A 23,340-nucleotide genomic window follows, 5' to 3' on the forward strand; every position below is an offset into this window, starting at 1 on the left:
GGTCACAGGGCTGTCGCAGCTGGCAGGCGTCCGAGGACGGGAAGCGGGGCGAAGTTCTCGGCGTGGTCGACGCCGATGCGTGCGCCCCACAGCCGGGCGAGGTTCTCGGCCATCGGGCCGAAGTGTTCGGCGATGGGCTGAGAGGCGTGTGCGGCCAGGGCGCGTTGCTTGGCGGGCCAGGTGGTGGTGATGTCGACGGTGGTGTGCGCGGGAACGGGGCCGTCGAGGGTGAGGCTGTTGTAGGTGTCGGTGGTGTAAACCCGTCGCGGGTGTCCGGTGGCGATGACGACCTCGGGAAGTGCCTCCAGCACGGCTTCGGCGATGCGCCGGTGGTCGGGGTGCACATCGCGAAGCGGGTGGGTGAGGACGACCTCGGGGCGGGTGTCCAGCAGGAGCTCGCGCACGGCCGCCGCGGTCGGCTCGTTGATCTGGTTGAGCCCGGCGCCGAGTACGGCGGCCCCGGCGGCGGCCTCGCTGGCGCGGGGCTCGGGGTGGCGCGGGATGGCGATGGTGACGTCGGCACCAGCGGCGGCGCAGAGGGCGAGCGTGCCGCCCGCCCAGAGTTCGGCGTCGTCGGGATGCGCCATCACGGTCAACACCGAGCCAGGCGGGATGAACGCGGTCGCGGTCACCAGAGTCACCACAGCCCGAGCTTGTCGATGACCTCGGCGGGCGTGGGCAGGGCCCAGCTACTGCGGCCGACAGGTAGCAGGGGCAGGGCGAGGTCGGTGCGCATCCTGATCAGGTCGCGCCAGCCGAGGAGCTGGTCCCAGGCTTCGGCGACGGCCTTGCCCTTGGTGCCGGTGAGCCGCCCGGCGTCGGCGAGCTGATCGAGGGTGAGGCCACCGGCCAGGAGCTTGGCGGCGGTGCCCGTCCCGACGCCGCGCACGCCAGGGATGTTGTCGGCTGGGTCGCCGGTGAGGGCCCGGAAGTCCGCCCACTGGGTCGGTTGGACTTGGTAGCGGTCGAACACGGTGTGGGGCTCGATGTGGCGACGGCCTCGCTTCATGGCGGTGTTGAGCACCCGGACGTGGTCGTCGATGAGCTGGTAGAAGTCGCGGTCACCGGACATGATCCACACCCGGCGCTCGGGGTCGTCGCGGCGGACATGGGTGACGAGAGTGGCGATCACGTCGTCGGCTTCGGCCGTGTCGATCTCGATCCACGCCAGCTCGTAGGCGGTCAGCGCTTCCTGGACGTGCGGGATGGCGCGGATGGGTTTGAGTGCGGCTTCGTCGAGGACGCGGTTGGCCTTGTAGTCGCTGTCGGTGGCTTGGCGTTCGGCCGCGCCGTGCTGGCCGTCGAACACCACGATCACTTCGGGCGGCTCGGCGAACTCCTCGCGTATGGCTACGCGCAGTAGCGCGAAGAAGGCGAACTCGGCGGTCAGATCACGGGTCTTGTCGCGCGAGTGGATCGCGGCGGGGAAGCCGAAGGCTCCGCGCCAGAGCAGGTTGTGGCCGTCGACCAGCAGAAGTGGGACATCGTTCATCACCGCACCGCCTTGAGGAAGTCATGGGCGACTGTGGTGGGCAGATAGTCCCGCGAGCGGTAGTACGCAGCCCGTGATAGCGCTGCGTAGCGTACCGGATCGTCGAGGAGGACTTCGGCGGCACCCCACAGCCCGAACTCGCCGTGGGCGCGGGGCACCACGATTCCGCCCGCTCCTTCGCCGGTGCCGATGAGGGCGGGCAGGTTGTCCACGTCGAAGACCACGACCGGGGTGCCGACGCTCATGGCCTCCAGGGCGACGAGGCCGAAGGTCTCCTTGGTCGAGGGCACGATGACGACGGCGGCTTCGGCGAGCCACGGCTGGACCTGGTCCCAGGGCAGGCCGTCGTCGCGGATGCTGCCCATGAGCAGGTGGGCGGCGGAGTGTGCGCAGCGGCGGTACTCGGCGGCTTGTGTGCCGGCGGCGTGCTCGAACCCGGCTTCGGCGAGGACGACCTCGATGCCGCGGTCGACGAGGCGGCCGGCGTCGAGCAGGGCGCGGATGTTCTTTTCCGGCCCGAGCCGGGCCAGCACCCGCACCGGGCCGCCCCGCCGCAGCGCCTCGCGCTGGTGGGCGTCGGGCGCGTTGTGTTCGTCGAGCAGGGCGTTGGGCACGGTCTGCCAGCAGGTGCTGTCGTAGCCCTGGTCGTGGGCTTGTCCGAGGACCGTGGTCGACGGCGCGACCACTACGTCGGCGCGTTCCAAGGCGGGCACGAGGTCCTGGTCGTGGCCGACGACGTGCATCGCCAGCACCGTCCGCACCCCGTCGCACGCTGGGGCAAGGCGTCCGAGTCCCCACAAGGCATCGACGTAGACAGCGATGTCGACGCGGTGGCGGCGGTAGAGGGCGCGCAGGTCGGCGGCGATGATCTCGTCCTGGCCGTGGGTGCTGATCGCCTCGCGCAGTTCATCGTCGTCGGCGGGGAAGGTGACCCCGACCGAGCCGAGCACCACCAGGTCCTCGTCCATCCCCTCGTCCGTGGTGTGATCGGGTTCGGTGGCGGTGATGATCAGGGCACGGTGTCCGAGTTGGCGCAGACCGTGGGCGAGGGCGGCGGTGGCGCGTTCCATCCCGGCCGGGGCGTCGTGGGTGTAGGAGGCCAGGACGAACGCGATGGTCAGCGGTTTGCTGGCTTCAGGCATGGCTGGTTACCCGCTCCGGAAGGGGTATGTCGGTGGTCGGCTGGTCGGGGCGCTTCTCCCAGGGAAAGCTGACCCAGTCCGACACGGTCCACACCGAGTAGTCCGGGCAGGTCTGCGCCCCGGTGTTCAGGCACAACGTCGCGGTGATCACGCGGGCGTCCGGGGCGAGGACCGGGGTGAGGACGTTGCGGAGTTTGTGCAGGGTGGCGCCGCTGCCGCAGATGTCGTCGACAACGAGGATGGTCCCGTCGAGCTTGCGGCGGCCGAGGCCGCGGCGGAAGGCGTCGAAGTCGACGGAGACCCTGCCGGTGGCCTGCTGGTAGAGGCCGTCGTCGGCGTTGTGCCGGGCCTGGACGCTCCTGGGTTTCACGCCGAGTCGGCCAGCGAGGATGCGGGCGGGGGCGACGCCGCCGTTGGCGATGCCGATGACGTGGTCGACCTTCGGGTGGTCGCGGCTGATGGCGGCGAAGAGCAGCAGGCAGGCGTCGCTCAGGGCCTCTGGGGTGACCCGCCAGATGCGCTGGTGCTCGAACACGCGCTGTGCGGTGCGGGTCATGCCGAACCGTCCCGTCCGGTCACGGCCAGGCTGACCGGCCCGGTCAGCGGGTGCAGGGCGGCGATGGCGGTGGTGTCCGGGGCGTTGCGCCAGACCTGTCCGTCGGCGCGCACGACGGTGAACCCGGCGGCGTCGGCGCGGGTGCGCAGCCGCACTGGGACCGGTGTCGTGCCGAGCGCGGCGACCAGGTGGCGGGCGTCCTCGTCGGGCATCTGTTCGGCGTTGGCGAGCGGGGCGCCTTCGCCGAAGGGCAGGTACTGCAGGACGGTCAGGCCGTGGACGCCGAGCCGGTCGGCCAGCTCGACCAGCGCGGGTAGTCCAGCGGCGGTGGAGCGCATGAGCACGGCTTGGAGCTGGGTGGGGATGCCGTAGGCGAGGGCGGCGCGGATGCCGGAGACGGCCTTGGCGAAGCTGCCCTCGCCCCGCCACCTGTCGTGACGCTCGGGGTCGGGGCCGTCGAGGCTGACGCGGACCGCGTCCACCCGGCGGGCGAGGGCTTCGGCGCGGCGGGGCAGGTGCGTGCCGTTGGTGGTGACGCTGACCGCGCAGCCGCCGTCGACCAGCACGTCGAGCAGGGTGGGCAGGTCGCGGATGAGCAGCGGTTCGCCGCCGGAGACGTCTACGCCGAGCACCCCGGAGGACGCGATCCTGGTGGCGACCTCGGCGCGTTCGCCGCGGCCGAGCTCCGGGACGGACTTGTCATCTAGGCAGTGCGGGCAGGCCAGGTTGCAGCGCACGATGGGCGACCAACACACGCTGACGGGCATCACGTCGCCCAGCTCACCGGGGTGAACTTCGGGCAATGCTGTGATGCTCTCGTGGGCCAGGGCGGTGCGCCCGGCCAGGATTGGCTCGCCGGTTCGGTGGGTCAGGCCGGTGAGGGGGTCGTAGACGACGCCGGTCCTGCCGCGCGTGCCGCAGGAGACCATCCGGCGCGCCGAGGCGCGGCCGATGGTCGTGGTCGTCGTGGTCATGGGCGTACCTCGCAGTGGGTGAGCAGCTCGGACATGGATGCGGTGAAGTCGTGGGTGCGGCCTCGCGGGGCTGGCAGCTCCAGGAGGCCGCGGTAGTGGGCGAGGGTGCGTGGCCAGCCGGCGAGCTTGTGCTGCCACTGCTCGGCGGCATCGGGTGGATCGAGGTGAAACCCGACGACCTGGCGCAGCGGGATGACCAGCAGCCCGGCGGCGATCAGGCACGCTCCGAGGTAGGTGTCCTCCATGCCCCACCCCAGGCGGCCAAACTCCGCGTCGAAGCCCCCGACGTCCAGCACGACGGCGCGGGGCACGGCGACCAGGGCGGTGACGACCATGCGCGGCAGATCCCAGTCGTAATAGGACTGCCCGTACCCGAGGTCGACGAAGTCGCGGGTGGCATCCAGCGGGCGGCCGTCCAGCGGCTCGGGCAGCGTGATCCCGCTGTAGGGCAGCAGCTTGTTCGCCGGTGGCCGCCACACGACTCGATGGTCGGCCGCGAGGTGAGGAATGCGCGCCAGGATGGCGGGATCCTGGGAGTGGACCTCGTAGCGCAGGTTGTGGCGGAACCCAACCAGCACGCTGGTGTCGGTGGCGCGGGCGGCGATGTCGGTGATCACGTGCGGCGGGATCACCATGTCGCCGTCGAGGTAGAGCACCGTTTGACCTCGTGCGAGGGCGGTGCCGACGTTGCGGGCGGTGGCCGCGCCCATCCGCTGCGGCAACCGCACGAACCGGTCCACCACTGGGTGCCGCACGGCGACCTCGGCCGTGTCGTCGGTGCTGGCGTCGTCGACGACGATGACCTCGAACCGGTACCGGTGGTGCTGACGATCGAGAGCATCGAGCACGGTGGGCAGGGAGTAACCGACCTGATAGGTGGGGATGACCACCGAGACCGAGCGTGAAGACGCGAGCCAGCAGTCCGAGGGCGTGGGCTCGTGCCAACCAATCCCGTCGGCGACCGCCTCCCAGGCGCGGGTGCTGGAGGTGTGGTCGTTGCCTTGCCGCAGCAACTCCTCCCGCAAGGCCACAGACCGGGTGTCGGTCACAGCCAGCCCCATCGGGAAAGCACGGTGCTCGCGCCGGACCAGTCGGACGGGTCTGGAAGCAGCGTCAACTCGACCGGCGGCACGTGGTCGAAGAGGCAGCCTGTTGCGGCCAGGTACAGCGGTTCCAGCACCACCAGCACGTGCCGCAGAGCCGGAGCACGCAGGTCGGCGGCAAGGCGCGCGGTCACGCGGTCCTGGAGAGCTTCCGCCTCACCGCGGGTGCGCAGCTTGTGGTCGTAGGTGCCGACCTGGTCCTCGGGATGCAGCAGGCCGTGTTCGGCGGACACGATCCGAATTCGCGACCGGTAGGCGGGAGCAATATGGGCGCGCAGGTGCGGCACGAGCGCGCCCTGGTACAGCTCTAGCGCCGGGACCGGGGTCGTGGTGACGAGCTTCTCCCGGCTGCAGGAGACGATGATCAGTCCCTGCTCGGGCTCGAGCCTGTTGGTGGGCGTCATGGCTGGCGTACCACCCGCAGCCCAATGCCCGGCGAGGTCAGCTCGGCGGGCGCGGCGTTGAGGAAGGTGGTGCGCGCGTACAACACCGGCGAGGCGTAGGAGCCGCCGCGCAGCGTGACGCCGCTGCCCATCGTGGCGCGGGCGGTCCACTCCCAGACGTTGCCAGCCACGTCCAACAGTCCCTCCGGGGTCGCTCCGGCGGGGTGGGCGTCGACCGGGCTGGTGGTGTCGAGGCCGGAATCGCGCAGGTTCGCCAACTCGCGTGTCCAGTCCTGATCGCCCCACGGCCAGCGTCGCCGGGCGGTTCCGCCCGCCATCCACTCCCACTCCGCCGAGGTCGGCAGCCGGCCGCCCAGGGCCTGGGCGATCCCGGTGGCCTCGGCATGGGTCATCCCGGTGACCGGATGCAGCCCGCGTCCACCACCGCGCTCGCCGCGCAGCTGGGCGTAGGTAATCGGGGTGCGCGTCCACAGCAGCGCGCCGACCTGGACGGGCCGGGCGTCGTCGCCGAACCGGCAGGTCCCGCCGGGCACCTCGACCCACTCGATCTTCATGGTGGTCAGCCCCCGATCAGGAACAGGTCTTCGACGTTGGAGCGCGCCCGCACGCGGCTCTTGGATTCGTTGGGACGCAACCCGAATCTGGCGAGCGCCTCGGCGATGACGGTGAAGGCGGCGTGGGCCTCGGTCTCGTCGGCGGCGAAGGCCGCGTAGTTGTCGGCGAACCGCACCACCCGCAACTCACCCAGCAGGGCGTCGGGCCGTGACAAGCGCAGGTTGATCAACGGCGCGAGTCCGGAACCCGGCGCGATCGGGTACGGCATCGCGCCCAGCGCGGTGCGCACCCGGTTGAGGAAGGTGCCGTCGTGAACGTGCTGGGCGCACCAGTCGACAACCTGCTCGACCGTGACGCCCTCGGACACAGAGGCCACATCCACGTCGGCGACTGCGCGCAAGCCGGCCGCCACGTGAGCCGCGGCGTGGCGCAGCGCGGTGATGCGGTTGCGGCGAGGCCGGTAGCCGGACACCCAGTCGGCCAGCACCTGCGTTTCCAGGATCGGCTCGATCGCGTTGCGCAGCGCGCGGTGCACCAGCCGGTCGATCATCGTGGGCACGCACACGGTCATCGGCTTGCCGGTGTAAGTAGGGAAGGTCACCTCCCGCACCGGGCCCGGCCGCCAGGTGCCCTCGGCCAACTGCTCGGCCAGCCGGGGCAGCAGTTCGGAGGCACGCCGCCGCAACTCCCCAAGCGTCATACGGTCCACGCCGGGCGTCGAGGTTCGCCGTCCACACTGCCGCAGCGCGGTCCGCAGATGCTTCTCGTCCAGCAACGGAATCAGCGAGTGCGTCTGCAGGACAGGGGTTGGTGACACGGCACGCGGGTGCGCTAGGGTCGGCCCCGCTTGAGCGGCAGGCACGCTCCCTTGATCACCGAGATCAGGCTCGCAACCCAACACGCGCGAGCTGTGAACGAGGGAAAGACGGCCCCGCTCAGGCCCCGATTCTGACGGCTTCGTGTCCACGAGCCTCACGCCCCTCTACGCAGCCTGGTACACGGTGGGGTCGGCGATACCGTTGTCACGGAAGGCTTCCCGGCGCTCGGTGCACGTTCCACAGGTGCCGCAGTGCACTCCTTCACCCCGGTAGCAGGACCACGTGCGGGCGAATGGCACCGCCAGTGCCTCACCGACGCGCACGATGTCGGTCTTGGTCAATGTCAGGAACGGAGCGAGCATCTGGAACCCCGGCACCAGCAGACCCTCGTTGGCCGTCTGCACGCTGCGGGCGAACCGCTCCACGAACTCCGGCCTGCAATCGGGGTAGATGGTGTGATCCCCGGCGTGCGCGCCGAAGGCGACCGCGTCCGCGCGCACGGCGATGGCGACCGCTACGGCGATGTCGAGCATGATCGCGTTGCGGTTGGGCACCACCGTGGCGGACATCGACTCATCGGTGTAATGCCCATCCGGCACCGCCACCGAGGTGTCGGTCAACGCCGAACCGGTCAGCAGTGCGCCCAGGCTCGTCAGGTCAATGATCCGGTGCGGGCTCAGCAGCAGCCGTGCGATCTCAGCGGCGTGATCGAGTTCGACGCGATGCCGCTGCCCGTAGTCGAACGACACCAGTGTCAGGCGGCTGTGACGGGCGGCCAACCAGTAGGCCAGCACGGTGGAGTCCAGGCCGCCGGAGGCGATGACGACCGCGTGTTCGGGATGTCGGTGTTCGCTGTGAACGATCGACATGGTCACCACGCCCGCGAGAAGGTACGACGGACGGCACCGACAACGGCACCCCAATTCGGCAGTTCCAGGCCGGCTTCAGGCTGCTGCACCCACCGCAGCTCTCCCTCGGCGGAGCCGAAGGCGGGCAACGGAATCGTCGCCCCGACCTCGTACCAGCCGACCTCGGCGGACACCAGGTCGGCGATGGTGGACTGGCGCATCTTCGTGCGCGGCTGGGTGAGGAAGATCCAGTCGTCGGGCGTGGTGTCCGGCTTGCCCGGCAGGACGATGATGGGCGCGCGCTGCATCGCCTGGATGAGCTGGTGGTTGACCTCGCCGCCGAACCCGGCGCGCATGATCAGCGCATCCACCGTGTCGCCCACACGCAGCCGTACCTCGCCGGTCGACGGCTCGATCGTGGTAGGCCAACACAACAGTTGTGTGTAGTACTGCGACAGCACGCTCGTTCCGACGACTTCATGTTGTCGGGTTTCTGTTGCCGTTGCGGTGATCATGAGCTGTTCCTCCGTGCAAGGGTTGGGGTGACGGAACCGGAGTTCCTCCAAGGGAAAAACTCCGGCTCCGCCCGTGGTTGAGGGGCGCGGCGCTTGGGACCGCGCTGGATGTGCAAATGGGCCGTCAGGCGTATGAGAATCCGAAGCAGGCAAAGCCCGACATCGCTCCGAACTCGTGCCGCTAAGACCACAGTGGAGGCACGTTCACCTGCTCGACACCGGGCGGCCTCATACGACTTCGCCTTCTCGAATGAAACCCAAGCCGTGTGTGCCCACCGTCTTCAGCGCGTGCCGGAGCACCGGCGACGGAGGCTGGCCGGGGTTGCGCCAATGTCTGCCGACACGGGACGCGGCAACGTAGTGCCTGCCACCAGAAGTCGCTTCGGAACGCCGCTGCCGGAAAGCGCGGTACAACAGGCAACTGACGAACACCACGGCCGCGATCGCCGTGATCATCGGAGCCAGCGGCATCAGGCGATCCCACCTCGCAGGGCGGGGATCGCGGCGGAACCAGGTATCGGGGTCGTGGTTCCGCCGCGACATGACGGCAAAGCAGGGCGCCCCACGACGGCTGGGGGCACACCGTCGCTGTACTGCTTCACCGTGCTCGCCGTACCGGTCTCCTCGGAGGGGCCAGATCCACCTGGCGCGGGTGTGTCGGCCACCTCGGTGGCCGTGGCGATGACGGAGCGGAACTGCTCGGCCTGGACGCGGTCGAGCGTGGCAGCCTCACCTGGGGGCGCCATCACCACGACCTGTGAGCCGCGCACGAACACCTGCAGGCTCCGAGGGCGGCCGGCGACATCGCGGCACGTCACCGCCCAAGGTCCGCGGTCATTCATCGTGCGTCACCGCCTCGTGCGGTGGTCCAACTCCATACCCACACCGGCTGCACGAGGAAACGCGGCACAGCGAGCTTTGTTTGTGGGCATCGCGAAACCAAGGGTTCCGCGAATCGCTGGGAGAGTGTCATCATCTACTCCGATACTCAGCGAGTCCCGATTTACTTATGTCCGAACTTCTGCTACTCCCATAGCGTCGAGCGTTTCGTTGTCGCTCGGCCAAACCGGTCGAGCAGCGGATTCAGCGGTAACGGCGCAGGTAGAGCCGCTACGAATCCCGCCAACGCAGCTAAACCTCCGCGCCGCGGGGCAGACCAGAGCGACAGCGTGGCGGCGATGGGGCGTCCACGGGGCGACAGGTGACATGACCTGCGGAAATGGCAACACGAGCGCGATGTGCCATCCGGGTGAAACCCAATGCCACTGTAAGTATTCGCCAGAAAAGCGGAGACACGTGGGCATGAGGTGTGGTAACGCCACGCCGCCGCAAGGGGGAGCCATCAGAAGGAAGCCGTGCGCGCCGCGTAATCGACGATCGTTACCGTGATGGTGTCGTCCGCTCCGGCGGGCGGCCTTGACCTGCCAAAACAGGAGCGGGACGATCGCCGTGGCCTAGCCGCACGAACGGGGGCAAGCATGACGCTGCGACGAGAAAGCCTGGCCCGGCGACGGGCGGCAATGGGGTACACCCAGGAGACCTTCGCGGCCCGGCTGAAACTCGACCGCTCCACTGTTGCCCGCTGGGAGCGAGGGGTGGCAACGCCCCAACCATGGAACCAACCCGACGTCGCGAAGGCGCTGGAGATCTCCGTCGAAGTGTTGGAGCAGTACCTCGCGGAGAAGCCGACTGCGACTCCGCCGAGTTCCGACCACGTGAGCTTCGCGCTACAGCGTCCAGCAGGTCTTGACCTCGTTGCGGTCGCCCACCTACGGCAAGAAGTGCAAGCGCTGGATGACCGCTACGACCGGGCCCCGTCTATTGCGCTTCTGGCCGATGCCGGTCCAACCCTCGGACAGGTCACCCTTCTTGCCAGGGAGGCGCCCTACGGACGGGCACGCCGAGAGTTGAAGGCGCTGGAAGCCGAAGCGGCCACTCTGATGGGCCAACTGGTCTGGGACGCCTCGCAACGCCGCGACCAACGCAGCGCCCGCGTCTACCTCGACCAGGCAGTAGCCGCTGCCCGTGAACTCGGAGACGTGACTGCGGAAGGTCATGCCTTGCTCCGAGCGAGCTACCTGGCCCTCTACGGTGATCACGACCCTCAAGCCGGCCTCGTGTTGACCCAACACGTCGCGAACGCCACTGCTGCCACCAGCGCAGTCCTCACAGGGCTCGGGCTCCTTCACAACGCCGAAGCCCACGCCATGCTCGGTGACGCACGCAGCTGCGAGATGACGCTCGCCGAGGCGGAGAATTACTTCGACAAAATCACCGAGAACGATCCCGCCTTCCACTTGTTCTCGCAAAGCCAGTTCGCGCGACTGGCCGGATCCTGCTATCTGTTCCTTGGGCACCACCGTCGCGCCCAGCAGATCCTGCAGAAAGCTGCTCGTGCGTCGCTACGCCCGAGCAAGTCACGCGCGATCATCCTCGGCAATCTTTCCCTGGCCCAACTTCGGCATGGAGAACCGGATGCTGCCGTTGCCGTCCTGCACGAGGCCATCGACATCGTGGAGACCACACGAGGCGGCGGTGGCATGAACATCGCCTTCGACGCCGCCAAGGAACTGCGACGCTGGCGCGAGGAGCCCTTCGTGCAGCATGTGCACGATCGCCTGCTGTCCCTGATGACCGCTGCGTGAGGAGCACCGGTGACCAACTCCATCGACGACCTGAAGAACGCGGCACGCGCCAGGATCTGGGACACCTTGACCGCCCACGCGGCCGTGCACGACACCGACGTCCACGGCCGCATTCCCAACTTCGTCAATGCGCGGCTCGCCGCGGACCGTCTTGCCGAGCTGCCCTCCTGGAAGGCTGCCCGAGTGATCAAAGCCGTTCCGGACAAGGCGCAACTGCCCGTACGCGCTCGAGCGCTTCGCGAGGGCAAGCTCGTCTACATGGCCGTTCCCAGGCTGGCGAAGCAGCGTCCCTTCTACCTGCTCGACCCCGAGCGGCTCACCGTGTCCCCTGAGCAGGCCGCTGACAGCCACGTAGCCGCCGACATCGCACCCACCGTCGAGGTGGACAGCGTCCTCCCCATCGACCTCATCGTCTGCGGCAGCGTCGCGGTGAACCGCCACGGCGTCCGGCTGGGCAAGGGGGCGGGGTACTCCGACCTCGAGGTAGCACTTCTACAAGAAGCGGGCCTCATCCGGCCCGAGACCCTGATCGCCACCACCGTGCACTCGCTTCAAGTCGTCGACGGCGAACTCCCCGAGTCGGAGCACGACTTCAGCGTGGACCTCATCGTCACGCCGGAAGAGGTGATCACCTGCGGTCCACCACGTCGTCCAGCAGGCTTGATGTGGGAGCGCCTGCCAGCAGAGAAGATCGCCGCCATCCCGGCCCTTGCCACCCGCGCTTCCCAACACAACTAGCTGCCGTGATACAAGCTCCGGCATGGACTCTGTCCGGTCACCTCACCCTCGCCAACGTACTGCGGCTCTACCGGGCCGCCATCAAGCTGACGGCATGAGTCCGATGACGACGAAGGCGCCGAGCAGCAGGGGTGGACCGGCTGGCAGGAGATAGGTCCGCGGGCGGAGACCGGTCATGCGAAGGATCAGCCATGCAACCCCACCGAAGCACCAGCCGAGAAGAACGCCAGCCAGCACGGCCGACCAGCTCAACCAGCCAAGCGCGAGTCCGAGCAACCCGCCGAGCTTTACGTCGCCAGCTCCGAGGCCACCGCCAGACGCAAGGGCGAGTACGAGGTAGAACCCTGCGACTGCCATAGAGCCGGCCGCCGCCCGCAGGAGGTCCATCCCGGCCGAGTTGACGATCGCCAGCGCGGTGAAGGCAGCACCGAGCACGGCGAACCCAGGCAGCACCAACTTTGTCGGAAGCCGTTGCTCGATCAGATCGATGATGCCAAGGGACACGCCGATGGCGGCGAGGAAGCTGTAGGCCAGCAGGTCGAACGTCCAGCCGAGCCGCCAGGCCAAGACACCGAACAAGATCGCTGTGAGCAACGGGGCGGTCGGTTGCGCTGTCAATAACCCAGCCCGATCGCCCTCGAGTTGTCGACGGGTCCAGATCCGGACAAAAGCCCCAGCAAGCGCGCCGGTGGCTGCCCATGACACGACCAACGCGACGGGCATCAGGCAGCCCATCCAGGCATTACATTGCGTAGTCGAACTGGCACGGCTTCGCCCCCGGGGGTCCTATCGCTGCTCTTCAAGTGTTACTTCACGCTGTCGCGGAACGTGACTTTTGTAGCCCAAATGGGTGAAGATTTCGCCTGGATCTCTATACGGACTTCGAAGTCCGTCCATACGGACTTTGCAGTCGGTGGGGGTGGGGGGTGTAGACGTGGTTTGTATCACTTGACGGTAGACGATCTTCGGTGACGTTTCGGGGGTGGGGTGTGGTACGGGGGACGACCTTGATCACGTGGCGTCGCGTCGCGGTGGTCGCGGCCGGTGCGACGTTGGCACTTGCCGGGTGCAGCTCTGGGACGGCGAACAGCCCGACTCCGGGGACATCGGCGCCACCGACGCTGGCGACCACGTCGGCGGCTCCGACCTCGGCTCTATCTGCTGTGGACAAGGCCAAGCAGGACGCGCTCGCGGCGTACCGGGGGATGTGGCAGGACTTCGTCGCGGCCGGGGCCACTTCGGACTGGCAGTCGCCGAAGTTGGGACAGCACGCCACCGGTATCGCGCTGACGAACTTGTCACGCGGCCTGTACGCGGACCACGTTAACGGCCTGGTGACCAAGGGCGAGCCGAAGCTAAGTCCCAGTGTGTCCTCTGTAGAGCCTCCGGACGCCCCGACGAAGATCGTGGTGACCGATTGCGGTGACTCGACCAACTGGTTGAAGTACCGCAAGGACAACGGCCAGCTCGCCGACGACAAGCCCGGCGGCCGACGCCTGATCAACGCCATCGTGCAGAAGCAGTCCGACGGGTCGTGGAAGGTAACCGAGTACGGCGTTCACGAGGTGGGATCGTGTTGACCTTGCGACGTATAGGTGTCATTACGGGAATCGCGGCCCTGGGCGTGCTCGGCATGGCGACCCCGGCTCTCGCCGACGATGGCTGGGGCACCACCGACTGTCAGCAGACTCCCGCTCCGGTGTGTGATCTCGGTGCTGGCAAGGGCGGCACGGACCCAAGGCCGGGCAACCCTGGCAACGGGAAGCCGAACTCTGGACGTCCTGGCTCGGGCAACCAGGGTGACAGCAGCTACAACGGGGACACGATCGTCGGGGGCGACTCGAACCTGGCGAACTGCTCCTACGTGAAGAGCGACTACCAACCACCGGCCGGCGGCGTGGTGACTGCGGCGTTCAGTCGGCCGTTGAACTCGGGCGGTGTCACGGCCCAGCCGGCGGTGTTCACCCGCCAACCGCGTGTCGCTGTTCTGGCGCAGCAACCTGCTCAGGGGCAGCCGGGGGCTTGGTACATCTGGAAGTGCACCGGTGAGGGTGTGGCGGATGCGTTGTACCGGCCGCCGGTGTGGATTCCTGACGGACAGCAGCCAGGTGCGGCGTTGCTGCCCTCACCGGCCGAGCTGGCGCAAATGGCGCGCAAACAGCTGCGGCTGCCGGCACCAACGATCGCGGCGAGCCCGTCCGGTGACCAGCTGGTGAACCTGCCAACTTGGTTGTGGGTCGCCAATGGGTGGGCTCCTATCTCGGCGACCGCGTCGGTGCCGGGTGTGTCGGTGACGGCGGTGGCAACCCCGACGTCGGTGACCTGGTCGATGGGTGACGGCAGCACGGTGACGTGCACGGGGCCGGGCACCCCCTTCCGGGCAGGCGCTGATCCGAAGTCGAGCTCGCCGGACTGCGGGCACACCTACCGCAGCTCCTCAGCCCGTCAGCCAGGTGAGACCTATCCCGTCTCGGCGACCGTGCACTGGACGGTCACATGGTCGGGCGCGGGCCAAGGCGGGACGTTCCCGGACATGACGACGACCGGCAGCGCGGCGTTCCGCGTGGCCGAGTCCCAGGCCCTGAACAACGGCGGCGGCTGACCCTTCGCAGGGCGGCTTTCGCTCACATCACCAAGAACACAAAGCAACCTCGTCCTTCCGCTCGCTGAGCACCACTGGCGACGCGGCGCACTACCCCCATGCCTGGAGGCACTGGCATGAAGACCTTCGTGTCCACCAATACGGATACCGATCGTTCGTCCACATCGGATGCACCGTGGGTGAGCAACGGCAAGAAGCCGGATGCCACCTCGCGGCTGCGGGCCAGCGGGCGTCGCCGGAGTCTTCCCTACCTCCTGCTGGGCGCTCTGCTCGTAATCGCGTGCACGGCGACGTTCCTGCTGATCTCAGTGAATTCGAGTGATCGCCAACCTGTTCTGGCGCTGGCTCGCGCTGTCACTGTCGGACAGACACTAGCCGCGCAGGACCTGCGACAGGTGAACATGGCGGTCGATCCTGGGGTGCGCGTTGTGGACGCAGGGCAGGCGACCAGCGTGGTGGGCAAGACGATGTCCGTGAGTCTTCCTGCAGGCGCGTTGCTGACCCCTGACGCGGTCGGTGCTCCTGCCGTTCCCGCTGCGGGGCAAGCGATCGCTTCGCTGGCTTTGAAGGCAGGCCAGTTCCCGGCTGAGGTCGCGCCGGGGGCGCCGGTGTCCGTGGTGTTCGTTCCTGCTGGCGCGGGCGGCTCGGCTGCGAGTCCACCGGCGTCGGACACGGCCACCGTGTGGCCGGGTGTGGTCACCAGCGTGACCACACCTCCCAACGAGCAGGCCACGGTGGTGTCGGTGCAGCTGGCCGAGGCCGCCGCCCGCCAGGTCGCCGCGATCCCGGTGGGCCAGCTGTCACTGGTGTTGCTGTCAGGAGGTGGCCGGTGATGTTGGTCGCGGTCATCAGCCTGAAGGGCTCGCCGGGCGTGACAACGTTCTCACTCGCGCTGGCGGCGCGCTGGCCCGCGCCAGCCCGCACGGTGCTGGTCGAGGCGGACCCGTCCGGCGGGGACATCGCGACGCGGTTCTCCTTGGCGTCCTCGCCGGGCCTGCTCAGCCTCGCCGCGGCGGCGCGGCGTAGCACCGACGCTGGGTTGCTGTGGCAGCACGCCCAAGCGCTGCCTGGCGGGCTCCCGGTGGTGTCCTCGCCACCGGACGCTGACCGGGCGCGGGCGGCGTTGCTGGCCCTGACGTCGACCTCACCCGCGAGTACTGACGTCCTGCGCAGCACTGCGAACGGGCCGGACACCGTGGTGATCGCGGACTGCGGCCGGGTCGACCACGGTTCCGCGGCGATGGGAATCGTGCGCGAGGCCGATGTGCTGGTGCTGCTCACCCGTGCCCACGCAGACGACCTCGCGCACCTGGCCCGCCGGCTGCCCACGGTCGGCCGCTGGACGCCACGACCGGTGCTGCTCCTGGTCGGCGACGGCTACTCCACCGCCGAGGTCAACCGCGAGCTTGGCGTGCCGCCGCTGGGCCGCGTTCCGCACGACGAGCACGGCGCCGCGGTGCTGTGCGGACGGCCGCCACGGCTGCGTTGGGGTCGCAGCGGACCGTCGCACTCCGCGCTGGGCAGGTTCGCGCACAAGGTCGCCACCGTGCTGGCTGCCAAGCCGGTGGCACCAGCGCCCCCATCGGGCCCGACCAGGGCTGACCAGGAGCCCGCGTCGGTGCTACAGGCGATTCCCGGCGTGCCTAACGGTGCTGTCTCCACCACCGGGTTGCGGCGTGCGCCGAGCCCACTCGCTGTGCACCCAGCCGACGAGGAGCGAGATCCGCGAGGAGGAGCCGCGTCATGAGCCACCCCACCAACGGCTATCCGCAGCCCGTGCCCCTGCGCCCCCACCAGCAGCCGCCCGAAGCACCAGGCTGGCAAGGCGCGGCACCGAACAACAGCGGCACGTGGGGACCCACCCAGAACGGTGGGACTTACCCCGCCTCACCGCCTGGCGGGCTCGGCGAAGTCGAGGACGTCACCGCTGCCGCGGGCCGCCTGCGGCAGCACCTGCGCGACGCCCTTGCCGCCGAACTGCCCAAGCAGGTGGATGCCCAGCAACTGCGCACCGGCGCTCCGGTGACACGGGAAGCCCGCCGCGAACTCGCGCGATCGATCCTGGACACCGCGGTCCGCGTGCACAGTGAGAACGAGCTGACCGCCAACCGCTCTCTCGTCCCTTCCGACGTCGAGCAGCAGGTGGTCGTCGAGGTCATCAACGAACTGTTCGGCATGGCCGGGCTACAACCGCTGCTGGACGATCCCACGGTCGAGACGATCAACGCCAATCGCTTCGACCGGGTGTTCGTTCAGCACTCCGACGGCCGCCGCGAGCAGGTCGCGCCGATCGCCGGGTCGAACGAGGAGCTGACCGACCTGGTCCGGCTGCTGGCCGCGCGGGCGTCCAGCCAGGAACGGCGCTTCGATCACGGCTCCCCGGCGGTCAACCTCCAGCTGCCCGGTGGGGAGCGGCTATTCGCGGTGATGGGCCTGACCTCCGGTGGGGTGACCTCGCTGTCGATCCGCCGGCACGGCTACCTCACAGCCACCCTGCCCCAGCTACGTGAGCGCGGCACCATCGATGCCGGACTGCAGGAGTTCCTGCGTGCCTTGGTGCGCGCTAAGAAGAACGTCCTGATCACAGGCGGCACCGGCGCGGGCAAGACCACCCTGTTGCGGGCGCTCGCGTCTGAGATGGACCCGATGGAGCGAATCATCACCATCGAGGACGCCTTCGAGCTCGGCCTGGAGCGCGACCCGAACATCCATGCGGACGTGACCGCGTTTCAGTCCCGTGAGCCGAACGTGGAGGGCGAGGGCGCGATCTCCCAGGCCGAACTCGTGCGGTGGGGCCTGCGCATGTCCCCGGACCGGGTCATCGTCGGCGAGATCCGCGGCCCGGAAGTCATCCCGATGTGCAACGCCATGTCCCAGGGCAACGACGGATCAATGGCCACTCTGCACGCCTCCAGCTCCCGGATCGCCTTCACCCGCCTGGCCTCCTATGCCGCGCAGGGGATCGAGCGGCTGTCGCTGGAGGCCACCGCCCTGCTCGTGGCGAGCGCGGTGCACTTCGTGGTGCACCTGGCCCGCGCCACGGACCGCACGACCCGCGTCGTTTCGTCGATCCGCGAGGTGGTCGACGCCGACGGCCAGCAAGTGGTCTCCAACGAGGTCTACCGACCCGGCCCCGACCGCCGTGCCCGCCCTGTCCCCGGCGCGCTGCGCACCGACACCCTCGACGACCTTGTCGATGTCGGCTTCGACCCCGCCGTACTCGAGCACCCCGACGGGTGGTGGCCACAGTGACCGTCACCCTCAGCCCCACCACCGGATTCGCCGCGTTGCTGGGCATCGGCGCCGGAATCGGTCTGCTTCTCGTGGTCATCGGCTGGCGCGGTGTCGACCCGCATCGCCCCCGCCGTGCGCTGTCCCGTCAACACCCCGGCGACGGATCGCGACGTCGGCACTTCGTGGTCCGCCTCGGCGTTGCGATCGCAGTAGGCGTCGTGACCGGGGTGGTCACCGGCTGGTTCGTCGGCGCGGTCCTAGCCGGGTTGGCGTGCTGGGCGCTGCCCCGCGTGCTCGGCCGCGACCCCGAGCACGCACGCCGGGTCGCCCGCATCGAGGCCATCGCCACCTGGACGGAGATGCTGCGCGACACGCTGTCGGCTGCGTCCGGCCTGGAGCAGGCCATCCTCGCCACCGCCCCGCTCGCACCGGCACCCATCCGCGGCGAGATCACCGATCTCGCTGCCCGCCTCGAGAACGGCGAGCGCCTCGCGCCGTCGTTGCGTCGGCTGGCCGACCAGCTCGCGGATCCGACCGGTGACCTGGTGATCGCCGCGCTGGTCAAGGCCGCCGAGCAGCAGGCCCGCCAGCTCGGCGACCTGCTCGGTGCTCTCGCGCACACCGCACGGGAACAGGCATCCATGCGAATGCGCGTCGAGGCTGGGCGCGCTCGTACCCGTACCTCGGTCCGGGTGATCGTGGGCACCACCCTTGCTTTCGCCGCCGCAGTGGTGGTGCTCAACCGCTCCTACCTGTCCGCCTACGACTCCGCGGCCGGCCAGATGGTCCTGCTCGTCATCGGCGGGCTGTTCGTGGCCGGATTCGCCTGGCTGGCACGCATCTCCCGCGTCGCCGAGCCGACCCGGTTCCTGTCAATCACCGAGGCGCAGCCCGGCGAGGACCGGCCGCTGGCTGTGGAAAGGCAGGTGTGACGTGACTGGCGTGATGACCGCACTGGCCCTGGGCATCGGGAGTGGTATCGGGCTGTGGGCGCTGATCGTGTGGGCGTTTCCCCCACGGCCATCGCTCGGCGTGATCCTGGCGCGCGCCACCACGCCCCCGGCACCGCCTCCGATCCTGGTCACCGAGGACACCGGCTGGGCGGCCAAGCTCGGTCGCCCAGCTGTCGCGCCGCTGCGTGCTCTCGGCCTGCCCGGCGAGCGGCTTGGCCGCGACCTGGCCGTCATCGGACGCCCGGTCGCCACCCATCTGGCGGAGAAAGCAACCCTGGCCCTTGCTGGCCTGCTCCTGCCCGTACTGCTGCAACTGCTGCTCACCCTTGTCGGCCTGTCAGTCGGATTCGAGTTCCCGATCATCGCCGGGCTTGTCCTCGCCGCCGCCGGATTCGTACTGCCTGACCTGCAGGCCCGCTCCGAAGCCGCGAAGCTGCGCACCGGGTTCCGCCATGCCCTGTCGTCGTTTCTGGACCTCGTGTGGATCACCTTGGCCGGTGGCGCGGGAGTCGACAGCGCGCTGCACGATTCAGCCGCCATCGGCCGCGGCTGGGCCTTCGCCCAGATCCAACGCGCCCTGGACACCGCACGGCTGACCCGCACAACACCGTGGGCGACCCTGCGCCAACTCGGCGAGGAACTCGACGTCACCGAACTAGCCGAGCTGGCGGCGTCGGTCAGCCTGGCCGGAACCGAGGGCGCCAAAGTCCGCGCCAGCCTTGCGGCCAAGGCCACGGCGCTACGCACTCACCAGCTCACGGAAGCAGAGGCCGACGCCCAGTCCGCGACCGAACGCATGTCATTGCCGGTCATGGCGCTGTTCCTCGGGTTCCTCGCCTTCATCGGATACCCAGCGCTGACTCAGGTCCTCAATGGACTGTGACGGCAACCCTTACGACTTTGGACAGGAAGGAGAACACGATGCATGAGTACATGAATGCATTGTGGACGATGCTGCGGGCTCGCATTGAACTGCTACGCCGCAACCCCGAGGCGGGATACTCGACCGAGGCGGTTCTCGTGACCGCACTGCTCGTGGCTGCCGCGCTGTTCGTCATCGCGATCATCGTCGACAAGGTCATCACCAAGGCCAACGGCATCAACCTGTAGGCACCATGCTCACCAAGACGACGCGAGCGTGTCGCCGCCGCCGCTGGCGGCGGTGGCGAGGTCACCGGCTGAGCACGAGCCGTTCTGGTCGGCTGCGACGGGTGCTACGAGGGGATCGCGGTGCGGTCAGCGCGGAATTGGTGATCGCCACGCCGCTGCTGCTGTTGATCCTGCTCGCCATCGTGCAATTCGCGTTGTGGTCACACGCAACACACATCGCGCAAGCCGCTGCCTCGCAAGGACTTGCCGCCGCACGAGCACAGAACGGAACGGCTGCGGCCGGCACCGCCAGCGCACAACAACTCCTCGACCAGTTGGCGCAAGGCCCGCTGACCGGCACCAGCATCGCCTCCGACCGCAGCGCCGAATCCGCATCCGTACGGATTTCCGGTACCGCCACCTCGGTCGTGCCGTTCCTGACTCTGCCGGTGCATGCCGAGGCTGTCGGGCCGGTCGAACGTTTCGTGCCAGACGTCGCGACAGGACGGTGAGCGACGATGACGTGCCGCCAATACACGCGACGACGCTCCGCGGCGGAACCGGCTGCCACACACCCACACAACCGCCCACAACGGCCGCAGCAGGGCCAAACCGGCGCCCACGGGTGGCTGACCTGGTGGCGGGACGATCGCGGCTCAGTGGCCGCAGAAGTCACGCTGGTGACTCCGTTTCTGATCATGCTGCTGGTCTTCGTCGCCGTGGTCATCCACCGAGGAGTCGACGCACGTCTGCGGGTGAATGACGCCGCGCACCAGGCCGCAAGGGCGGCCAGCATCGAACGCACCAGTCCACGAGCCGTCGCTGCGGCACAGTCAACCGCAGCGTCCGCGCTGGCCTCAGCCGGTGTTACATGCCAGTCGCTGGCCGTGGACACCGCCACCGGCGGCATGACGCCAGGCGGCACGGTCACCGTCACCATCTCCTGCACCGTCGACTTCGGCGACGCCCTCATCCTCGGTGTTCCTGGTCAGAAACGCTTGTCCGCCACAGCAAGCGAGCCGATCGACACCTGGCGCTCGGTCACCGTGAACACGACCGGGAGCAGCACATGAACCACGCACCCCGAGCGCTACGGCGCAGCCGTTGGTGGCGCACCCAGCGGCGCGGCTGGTGGCGCGCGGACGAAGGCCGGGTGAGCGCGTTCGTCGTGACGATCGCTCTCGCGAGCCTCGTCCTGGCAGGGCTCAGCCTTGACGGCGGCCTGGCACTCGCCGCCAAGGTCAAGGCCAACGGCCAGGCCGAGGCCGCCGCCCGCGCCGGCGCCCAGGCCATCGACCTCACCGTGTACCGCACGAGCAACCGCCTGCAGCTGGTGCCCGCGCAGGCGGTCGCCAACGCGCAGAGTTACCTCGCCGCCGTCGGCGCGTCGGGCACGGTGACGGTGTCCGGCGACACCGTCACGGTCACCATCACCGCCTCCCAGCCCACCCAACTGCTCGGGCTCGCCGGGGTGTCCAGCCTGCACGTTCACGGTGTGGGCAGCGCCCATCCCCAACGGGGCGTGGTGACCATCGACCCATGACCACGCCCTCTCGCTCGCAACACATGCAGCACGTCAACGGAAGGAATGCGCATGGCTACGCCTGAAGAGATCGAACGCCGTGTCGAGGAAGCTGACGCTGCGCGCAGCGCGAGGAGGTCCGCCGCGGCGAAACGGATTGGCGAGTTGGCACAACACCGGGCCGCCATTGCCGAGCAACTCGCTGACATCGAGCGCGACCTCGGAGATGTCCTGGCTGAGTCCAGTGACGTCATTGACATCGAGGAACTGGCGCGGTTCACCGATCTACCGGTTTCCGACCTCACGCGGTGGCGCGAGGCCCGGAAGACCAACCGCACCAGAAGGAAGAAGCCCGCCGCTCGCGCTGCTGGGGCGCAGAACGACACCAGCCGAGGGCAGTCCGCACCGAGGATTCCGACGAACGACCAGGCAGCCAAGCCGCCTGAGCCTGCCGTACCCCGCGGCGACACCGTGAACGCACCTGACCGGGTCGCCGCCGAAGTGAGCTGACATCAGCCGGGTCGCGCATCCGGACGCACGGTCGACCACTATGCCGCCTAGGAATCGAGCACGTCATGACCACAAACCCACAGACCGCTCGTCGGAAGATGGCACGACCATCGCGCCCCGGCCGCGCCTGGTGGTCGGTGCTCGGTGCCGCGCTCCGGTTCGTCGGCAGGGTTCTGCGGGGGCTGATCGCCGCCGCTGTGCTGCTCGCGCTTGTCGCGGGTCTGCCGTGGGCGTTGTGGCACTACATCGGCTGGCCACTGCCGGACCACGTCCCGACCTGGGCCGAGGTCGAGACCGTTCTGCTCGGCCCGATGACCACGACGTTCCTGCTCGATTTCCTGGCCTGCCTGTGCTGGCTCGTGTGGGCCGCATTCGTGCTCGACGTCATACGATGTGCGGCCCAAGCGGCGCGGGATGGAGTTCGCGGCGCCCACTGGCCCCAGATCTCGGCACGCAAGCCTGTGCACGCGCTGGCCGCAGTGCTGATCAGCGCGATCCTGCTGTCGATCCTGGGCAACCGCGCCAGCGCGCCACCCACCAGCCCGCTGTCCACACCGGCCGGGATCGGACCCACCGTTGTGGCGACCGCCCCGGCCTGGCCCACCACACCCGACGTGTCCACAGTGGGGGTGCAGCGCGCAGCTCTCGTTACCCAGCAGGAGAGTTCGGCCAGCCCCGCTGTCGCTCAGCGGCCTCAGTCTGTGGTGGTGCGCGCCCGCGACCCCGAGACCGGTGTCTACGACTCGTTGTCCCGCATCGCCGAGCGCACGCTGGGCACCCAGGCACGTTGGCCGGAGATCTTTGAACTCAATAAGGGCAAGCCGCAGCCCAACGGCAAGCCGTTCACCAATCCACACCTGATCTTCCCAGGTGAAGAACTCCGCCTGCCCGCTGACGCGCAGGCCGCGCCGGTCACTCCGCCGGATCAGCCACCACAACCCCCGCCACCACCTCAGCAGCCTCCACCGGAACCCTCCACGCCGGCGCCGACCACCTCGCCGCCACCGACGACGCCTTCGCCATCGGTGCCCTCAACTGAACCCACCGCGGACGACCCGGAGGGACGATCGGTGTCGGACGAGCCCGCGATCAGTTGGGGCCCGGAGTTGTTTGTCGGGCTCGGGTTGGCCGCGGCGGTGAGCGCGGCGCTGATGGTCGCGCGCCGTCGTCACCGCCGCGCCTACCAGCCCGGCAGCGGACGACGCGACGATCTCGACCTCCCCGTCGCCCCTGTGGTCTACCAGCTGCGGCTGGCTCACCTGCGTGCCGGGCAGGACGACGAGCTCGACCTCGAGGACACCGGCTCGCGCGAGAACGAGCGTCGCCTGGCGCCCTCGCCTGCCGTGGTCATCGGCGCGGACGGCCCCAGCACAACGTCGACCACCTCGATCACGCCGGAGCTGGGGGTGCGCGATGGCCGGGAGGTCGCGCTGGACCTGGCCGTGGCCAGGGGCCTCGGACTGATCGGCGCGGGAGCCCCGGCCGCCGCTCGCGCGCTGCTGGTCACCGCGCTGACGACAGTGACGCAGGCCGCAGGCCACCTGGCGACGGGGGGGGGGGGGGGGGGGGGGCGCCCCCCCCCCCCCCCCGCCCCGGGGGGCCGGGGCCGCCCCCCCCCCGGCCCCCCCCCCCCCGCCCCG

At 69.1% G+C, this 23,340-nt stretch carries 26 protein-coding genes; 14 read left to right on the top strand and 12 right to left on the bottom strand.

What is annotated here, in order from left to right:
- Positions 1–2 precede the first annotated feature (2 nt).
- The 11 genes from ACIBVP_RS22110 to ACIBVP_RS22160 all read right to left on the bottom strand — a co-directional run bounded on the left by ACIBVP_RS22110 (position 3) and on the right by ACIBVP_RS22160 (position 8,407).
- Positions 3–644 (bottom strand): PIG-L deacetylase family protein, encoded by a 642-nt coding sequence (locus ACIBVP_RS22110; protein ID WP_396108094.1) that lies wholly within the window; start codon positions 642–644, stop codon positions 3–5.
- Positions 638–1,492, bottom strand: a complete 855-nt coding sequence (locus ACIBVP_RS22115; RefSeq protein ID WP_396108095.1) for a 5'-3' exonuclease H3TH domain-containing protein — start codon at positions 1,490–1,492, stop codon at positions 638–640. Before ACIBVP_RS22115 ends, ACIBVP_RS22110 begins: the two co-directional genes overlap by 7 nt.
- On the bottom strand, positions 1,492–2,634 hold the full coding sequence (locus ACIBVP_RS22120; protein ID WP_396108096.1) for a glycosyltransferase family 4 protein: 1,143 nt from the start codon (positions 2,632–2,634) through the stop codon (positions 1,492–1,494). Before ACIBVP_RS22120 ends, ACIBVP_RS22115 begins: the two co-directional genes overlap by 1 nt.
- Entirely contained in the window at positions 2,627–3,190 is a 564-nt protein-coding gene (locus ACIBVP_RS22125; protein ID WP_396108097.1) for a phosphoribosyltransferase, read from the bottom strand. Before ACIBVP_RS22125 ends, ACIBVP_RS22120 begins: the two co-directional genes overlap by 8 nt.
- A complete protein-coding gene (locus ACIBVP_RS22130; protein ID WP_396108098.1) occupies positions 3,187–4,164 on the bottom strand; it encodes a radical SAM protein in 978 nt (325 codons plus the stop codon). The genes ACIBVP_RS22125 and ACIBVP_RS22130 overlap by 4 nt, the downstream gene beginning before the upstream one ends.
- Positions 4,161–5,213: a glycosyltransferase family 2 protein gene (locus ACIBVP_RS22135; RefSeq protein ID WP_396108099.1), complete on the bottom strand. Its 1,053-nt coding sequence runs from the start codon at positions 5,211–5,213 to the stop codon at positions 4,161–4,163. The genes ACIBVP_RS22130 and ACIBVP_RS22135 overlap by 4 nt, the downstream gene beginning before the upstream one ends.
- Positions 5,210–5,671, bottom strand: coding sequence for a DUF6884 domain-containing protein (locus tag ACIBVP_RS22140; protein WP_396108100.1), 462 nt, complete (start codon positions 5,669–5,671; stop codon positions 5,210–5,212). The genes ACIBVP_RS22135 and ACIBVP_RS22140 overlap by 4 nt, the downstream gene beginning before the upstream one ends.
- Positions 5,668–6,225, bottom strand: a complete 558-nt coding sequence (locus ACIBVP_RS22145; protein WP_396108101.1) for a formylglycine-generating enzyme family protein — start codon at positions 6,223–6,225, stop codon at positions 5,668–5,670. Before ACIBVP_RS22145 ends, ACIBVP_RS22140 begins: the two co-directional genes overlap by 4 nt.
- 5 nt (positions 6,226–6,230) lie before the next feature.
- Entirely contained in the window at positions 6,231–7,001 is a 771-nt protein-coding gene (locus ACIBVP_RS22150) for a Retron-type reverse transcriptase (protein WP_396108103.1), read from the bottom strand.
- Positions 7,002–7,208: 207 nt separating this feature from the next.
- Entirely contained in the window at positions 7,209–7,913 is a 705-nt protein-coding gene (gene queC, locus ACIBVP_RS22155) for a 7-cyano-7-deazaguanine synthase QueC (RefSeq protein WP_396108171.1), read from the bottom strand.
- A gap of 2 nt (positions 7,914–7,915) precedes the next feature.
- Complete coding sequence (locus ACIBVP_RS22160) at positions 7,916–8,407, bottom strand: hypothetical protein (RefSeq protein ID WP_396108104.1); 492 nt, start codon at positions 8,405–8,407, stop codon at positions 7,916–7,918.
- 1,478 nt (positions 8,408–9,885) lie between these two features.
- Here ACIBVP_RS22160 and ACIBVP_RS22165 point away from each other — a divergent pair.
- Complete coding sequence (locus ACIBVP_RS22165; RefSeq protein WP_396108105.1) at positions 9,886–11,052, top strand: helix-turn-helix domain-containing protein; 1,167 nt, start codon at positions 9,886–9,888, stop codon at positions 11,050–11,052.
- A 9-nt stretch (positions 11,053–11,061) separates the two neighbouring features.
- Positions 11,062–11,790 (top strand): 5-formyltetrahydrofolate cyclo-ligase, encoded by a 729-nt coding sequence (locus ACIBVP_RS22170; protein ID WP_396108106.1) that lies wholly within the window; start codon positions 11,062–11,064, stop codon positions 11,788–11,790.
- Positions 11,791–11,871: 81 nt separating this feature from the next.
- Here ACIBVP_RS22170 and ACIBVP_RS22175 read toward each other — a convergent pair whose 3' ends face one another.
- Positions 11,872–12,525, bottom strand: coding sequence for a prepilin peptidase (locus tag ACIBVP_RS22175; RefSeq protein ID WP_396108107.1), 654 nt, complete (start codon positions 12,523–12,525; stop codon positions 11,872–11,874).
- A gap of 428 nt (positions 12,526–12,953) precedes the next feature.
- Between ACIBVP_RS22175 and ACIBVP_RS22180 the strand changes: the two genes are divergently transcribed.
- The 12 genes from ACIBVP_RS22180 to ACIBVP_RS22235 all read left to right on the top strand — a co-directional run bounded on the left by ACIBVP_RS22180 (position 12,954) and on the right by ACIBVP_RS22235 (position 21,700).
- Complete coding sequence (locus ACIBVP_RS22180) at positions 12,954–13,370, top strand: hypothetical protein (RefSeq protein ID WP_396108108.1); 417 nt, start codon at positions 12,954–12,956, stop codon at positions 13,368–13,370.
- Between the two features lie 53 nt (positions 13,371–13,423).
- The gene (locus tag ACIBVP_RS22185) at positions 13,424–14,392 is read left to right on the top strand and encodes a hypothetical protein (RefSeq protein WP_396108172.1); all 969 of its coding nucleotides are present in this window, start codon (positions 13,424–13,426) and stop codon (positions 14,390–14,392) included.
- A gap of 116 nt (positions 14,393–14,508) precedes the next feature.
- A complete protein-coding gene (locus tag ACIBVP_RS22190) occupies positions 14,509–15,225 on the top strand; it encodes a hypothetical protein (protein WP_396108109.1) in 717 nt (238 codons plus the stop codon).
- A complete protein-coding gene (locus ACIBVP_RS22195) occupies positions 15,225–16,139 on the top strand; it encodes a chromosome partitioning protein (RefSeq protein WP_396108110.1) in 915 nt (304 codons plus the stop codon). The genes ACIBVP_RS22190 and ACIBVP_RS22195 overlap by 1 nt, the downstream gene beginning before the upstream one ends.
- Positions 16,136–17,644 (top strand): CpaF family protein, encoded by a 1,509-nt coding sequence (locus ACIBVP_RS22200; RefSeq protein WP_396108111.1) that lies wholly within the window; start codon positions 16,136–16,138, stop codon positions 17,642–17,644. Before ACIBVP_RS22195 ends, ACIBVP_RS22200 begins: the two co-directional genes overlap by 4 nt.
- The gene (locus ACIBVP_RS22205) at positions 17,632–18,558 is read left to right on the top strand and encodes a type II secretion system F family protein (RefSeq protein WP_396108112.1); all 927 of its coding nucleotides are present in this window, start codon (positions 17,632–17,634) and stop codon (positions 18,556–18,558) included. Before ACIBVP_RS22200 ends, ACIBVP_RS22205 begins: the two co-directional genes overlap by 13 nt.
- 10 nt (positions 18,559–18,568) lie before the next feature.
- Complete coding sequence (locus ACIBVP_RS22210) at positions 18,569–19,462, top strand: type II secretion system F family protein (protein WP_396108113.1); 894 nt, start codon at positions 18,569–18,571, stop codon at positions 19,460–19,462.
- A 38-nt stretch (positions 19,463–19,500) separates the two neighbouring features.
- Complete coding sequence (locus ACIBVP_RS22215; protein ID WP_396108114.1) at positions 19,501–19,689, top strand: hypothetical protein; 189 nt, start codon at positions 19,501–19,503, stop codon at positions 19,687–19,689.
- Between the two features lie 5 nt (positions 19,690–19,694).
- Complete coding sequence (locus ACIBVP_RS22220) at positions 19,695–20,180, top strand: TadE/TadG family type IV pilus assembly protein (protein ID WP_396108115.1); 486 nt, start codon at positions 19,695–19,697, stop codon at positions 20,178–20,180.
- 147 nt (positions 20,181–20,327) lie between these two features.
- The gene (locus tag ACIBVP_RS22225; RefSeq protein WP_396108116.1) at positions 20,328–20,741 is read left to right on the top strand and encodes a TadE/TadG family type IV pilus assembly protein; all 414 of its coding nucleotides are present in this window, start codon (positions 20,328–20,330) and stop codon (positions 20,739–20,741) included.
- The gene (locus tag ACIBVP_RS22230; protein WP_396108117.1) at positions 20,738–21,211 is read left to right on the top strand and encodes a hypothetical protein; all 474 of its coding nucleotides are present in this window, start codon (positions 20,738–20,740) and stop codon (positions 21,209–21,211) included. Before ACIBVP_RS22225 ends, ACIBVP_RS22230 begins: the two co-directional genes overlap by 4 nt.
- Positions 21,212–21,262: 51 nt before the next feature.
- Entirely contained in the window at positions 21,263–21,700 is a 438-nt protein-coding gene (locus tag ACIBVP_RS22235; RefSeq protein ID WP_396108118.1) for a hypothetical protein, read from the top strand.
- The last annotated feature ends 1,640 nt before the right edge of the window (positions 21,701–23,340 follow it).

Origin of the sequence: Actinophytocola sp. NPDC049390 (assembly GCF_044466355.1) — a bacterium.
Classification (GTDB): domain Bacteria; phylum Actinomycetota; class Actinomycetes; order Mycobacteriales; family Pseudonocardiaceae; genus Actinophytocola.

Coding starts and splice junctions, on each gene's coding strand:
- ACIBVP_RS22115 (WP_396108095.1), bottom strand. CDS start 1,492: ATGAACGATGTCCCACTTCTGCTGGTCGACGGCCACAACCTGCTCTGG.
- ACIBVP_RS22120 (WP_396108096.1), bottom strand. CDS start 2,634: ATGCCTGAAGCCAGCAAACCGCTGACCATCGCGTTCGTCCTGGCCTCC.
- ACIBVP_RS22125 (WP_396108097.1), bottom strand. CDS start 3,190: ATGACCCGCACCGCACAGCGCGTGTTCGAGCACCAGCGCATCTGGCGG.
- ACIBVP_RS22130 (WP_396108098.1), bottom strand. CDS start 4,164: ATGACCACGACGACCACGACCATCGGCCGCGCCTCGGCGCGCCGGATG.
- ACIBVP_RS22140 (WP_396108100.1), bottom strand. CDS start 5,671: ATGACGCCCACCAACAGGCTCGAGCCCGAGCAGGGACTGATCATCGTC.
- ACIBVP_RS22145 (WP_396108101.1), bottom strand. CDS start 6,225: ATGAAGATCGAGTGGGTCGAGGTGCCCGGCGGGACCTGCCGGTTCGGC.
- queC (WP_396108171.1), bottom strand. CDS start 7,913: ATGTCGATCGTTCACAGCGAACACCGACATCCCGAACACGCGGTCGTC.
- ACIBVP_RS22160 (WP_396108104.1), bottom strand. CDS start 8,407: ATGATCACCGCAACGGCAACAGAAACCCGACAACATGAAGTCGTCGGA.
- ACIBVP_RS22165 (WP_396108105.1), top strand. CDS start 9,886: ATGACGCTGCGACGAGAAAGCCTGGCCCGGCGACGGGCGGCAATGGGG.
- ACIBVP_RS22175 (WP_396108107.1), bottom strand. CDS start 12,525: ATGGGCTGCCTGATGCCCGTCGCGTTGGTCGTGTCATGGGCAGCCACC.
- ACIBVP_RS22185 (WP_396108172.1), top strand. CDS start 13,424: ATGGCGACCCCGGCTCTCGCCGACGATGGCTGGGGCACCACCGACTGT.
- ACIBVP_RS22190 (WP_396108109.1), top strand. CDS start 14,509: ATGAAGACCTTCGTGTCCACCAATACGGATACCGATCGTTCGTCCACA.
- ACIBVP_RS22195 (WP_396108110.1), top strand. CDS start 15,225: ATGTTGGTCGCGGTCATCAGCCTGAAGGGCTCGCCGGGCGTGACAACG.
- ACIBVP_RS22200 (WP_396108111.1), top strand. CDS start 16,136: ATGAGCCACCCCACCAACGGCTATCCGCAGCCCGTGCCCCTGCGCCCC.
- ACIBVP_RS22215 (WP_396108114.1), top strand. CDS start 19,501: ATGCATGAGTACATGAATGCATTGTGGACGATGCTGCGGGCTCGCATT.
- ACIBVP_RS22220 (WP_396108115.1), top strand. CDS start 19,695: ATGCTCACCAAGACGACGCGAGCGTGTCGCCGCCGCCGCTGGCGGCGG.
- ACIBVP_RS22230 (WP_396108117.1), top strand. CDS start 20,738: ATGAACCACGCACCCCGAGCGCTACGGCGCAGCCGTTGGTGGCGCACC.
- ACIBVP_RS22235 (WP_396108118.1), top strand. CDS start 21,263: ATGGCTACGCCTGAAGAGATCGAACGCCGTGTCGAGGAAGCTGACGCT.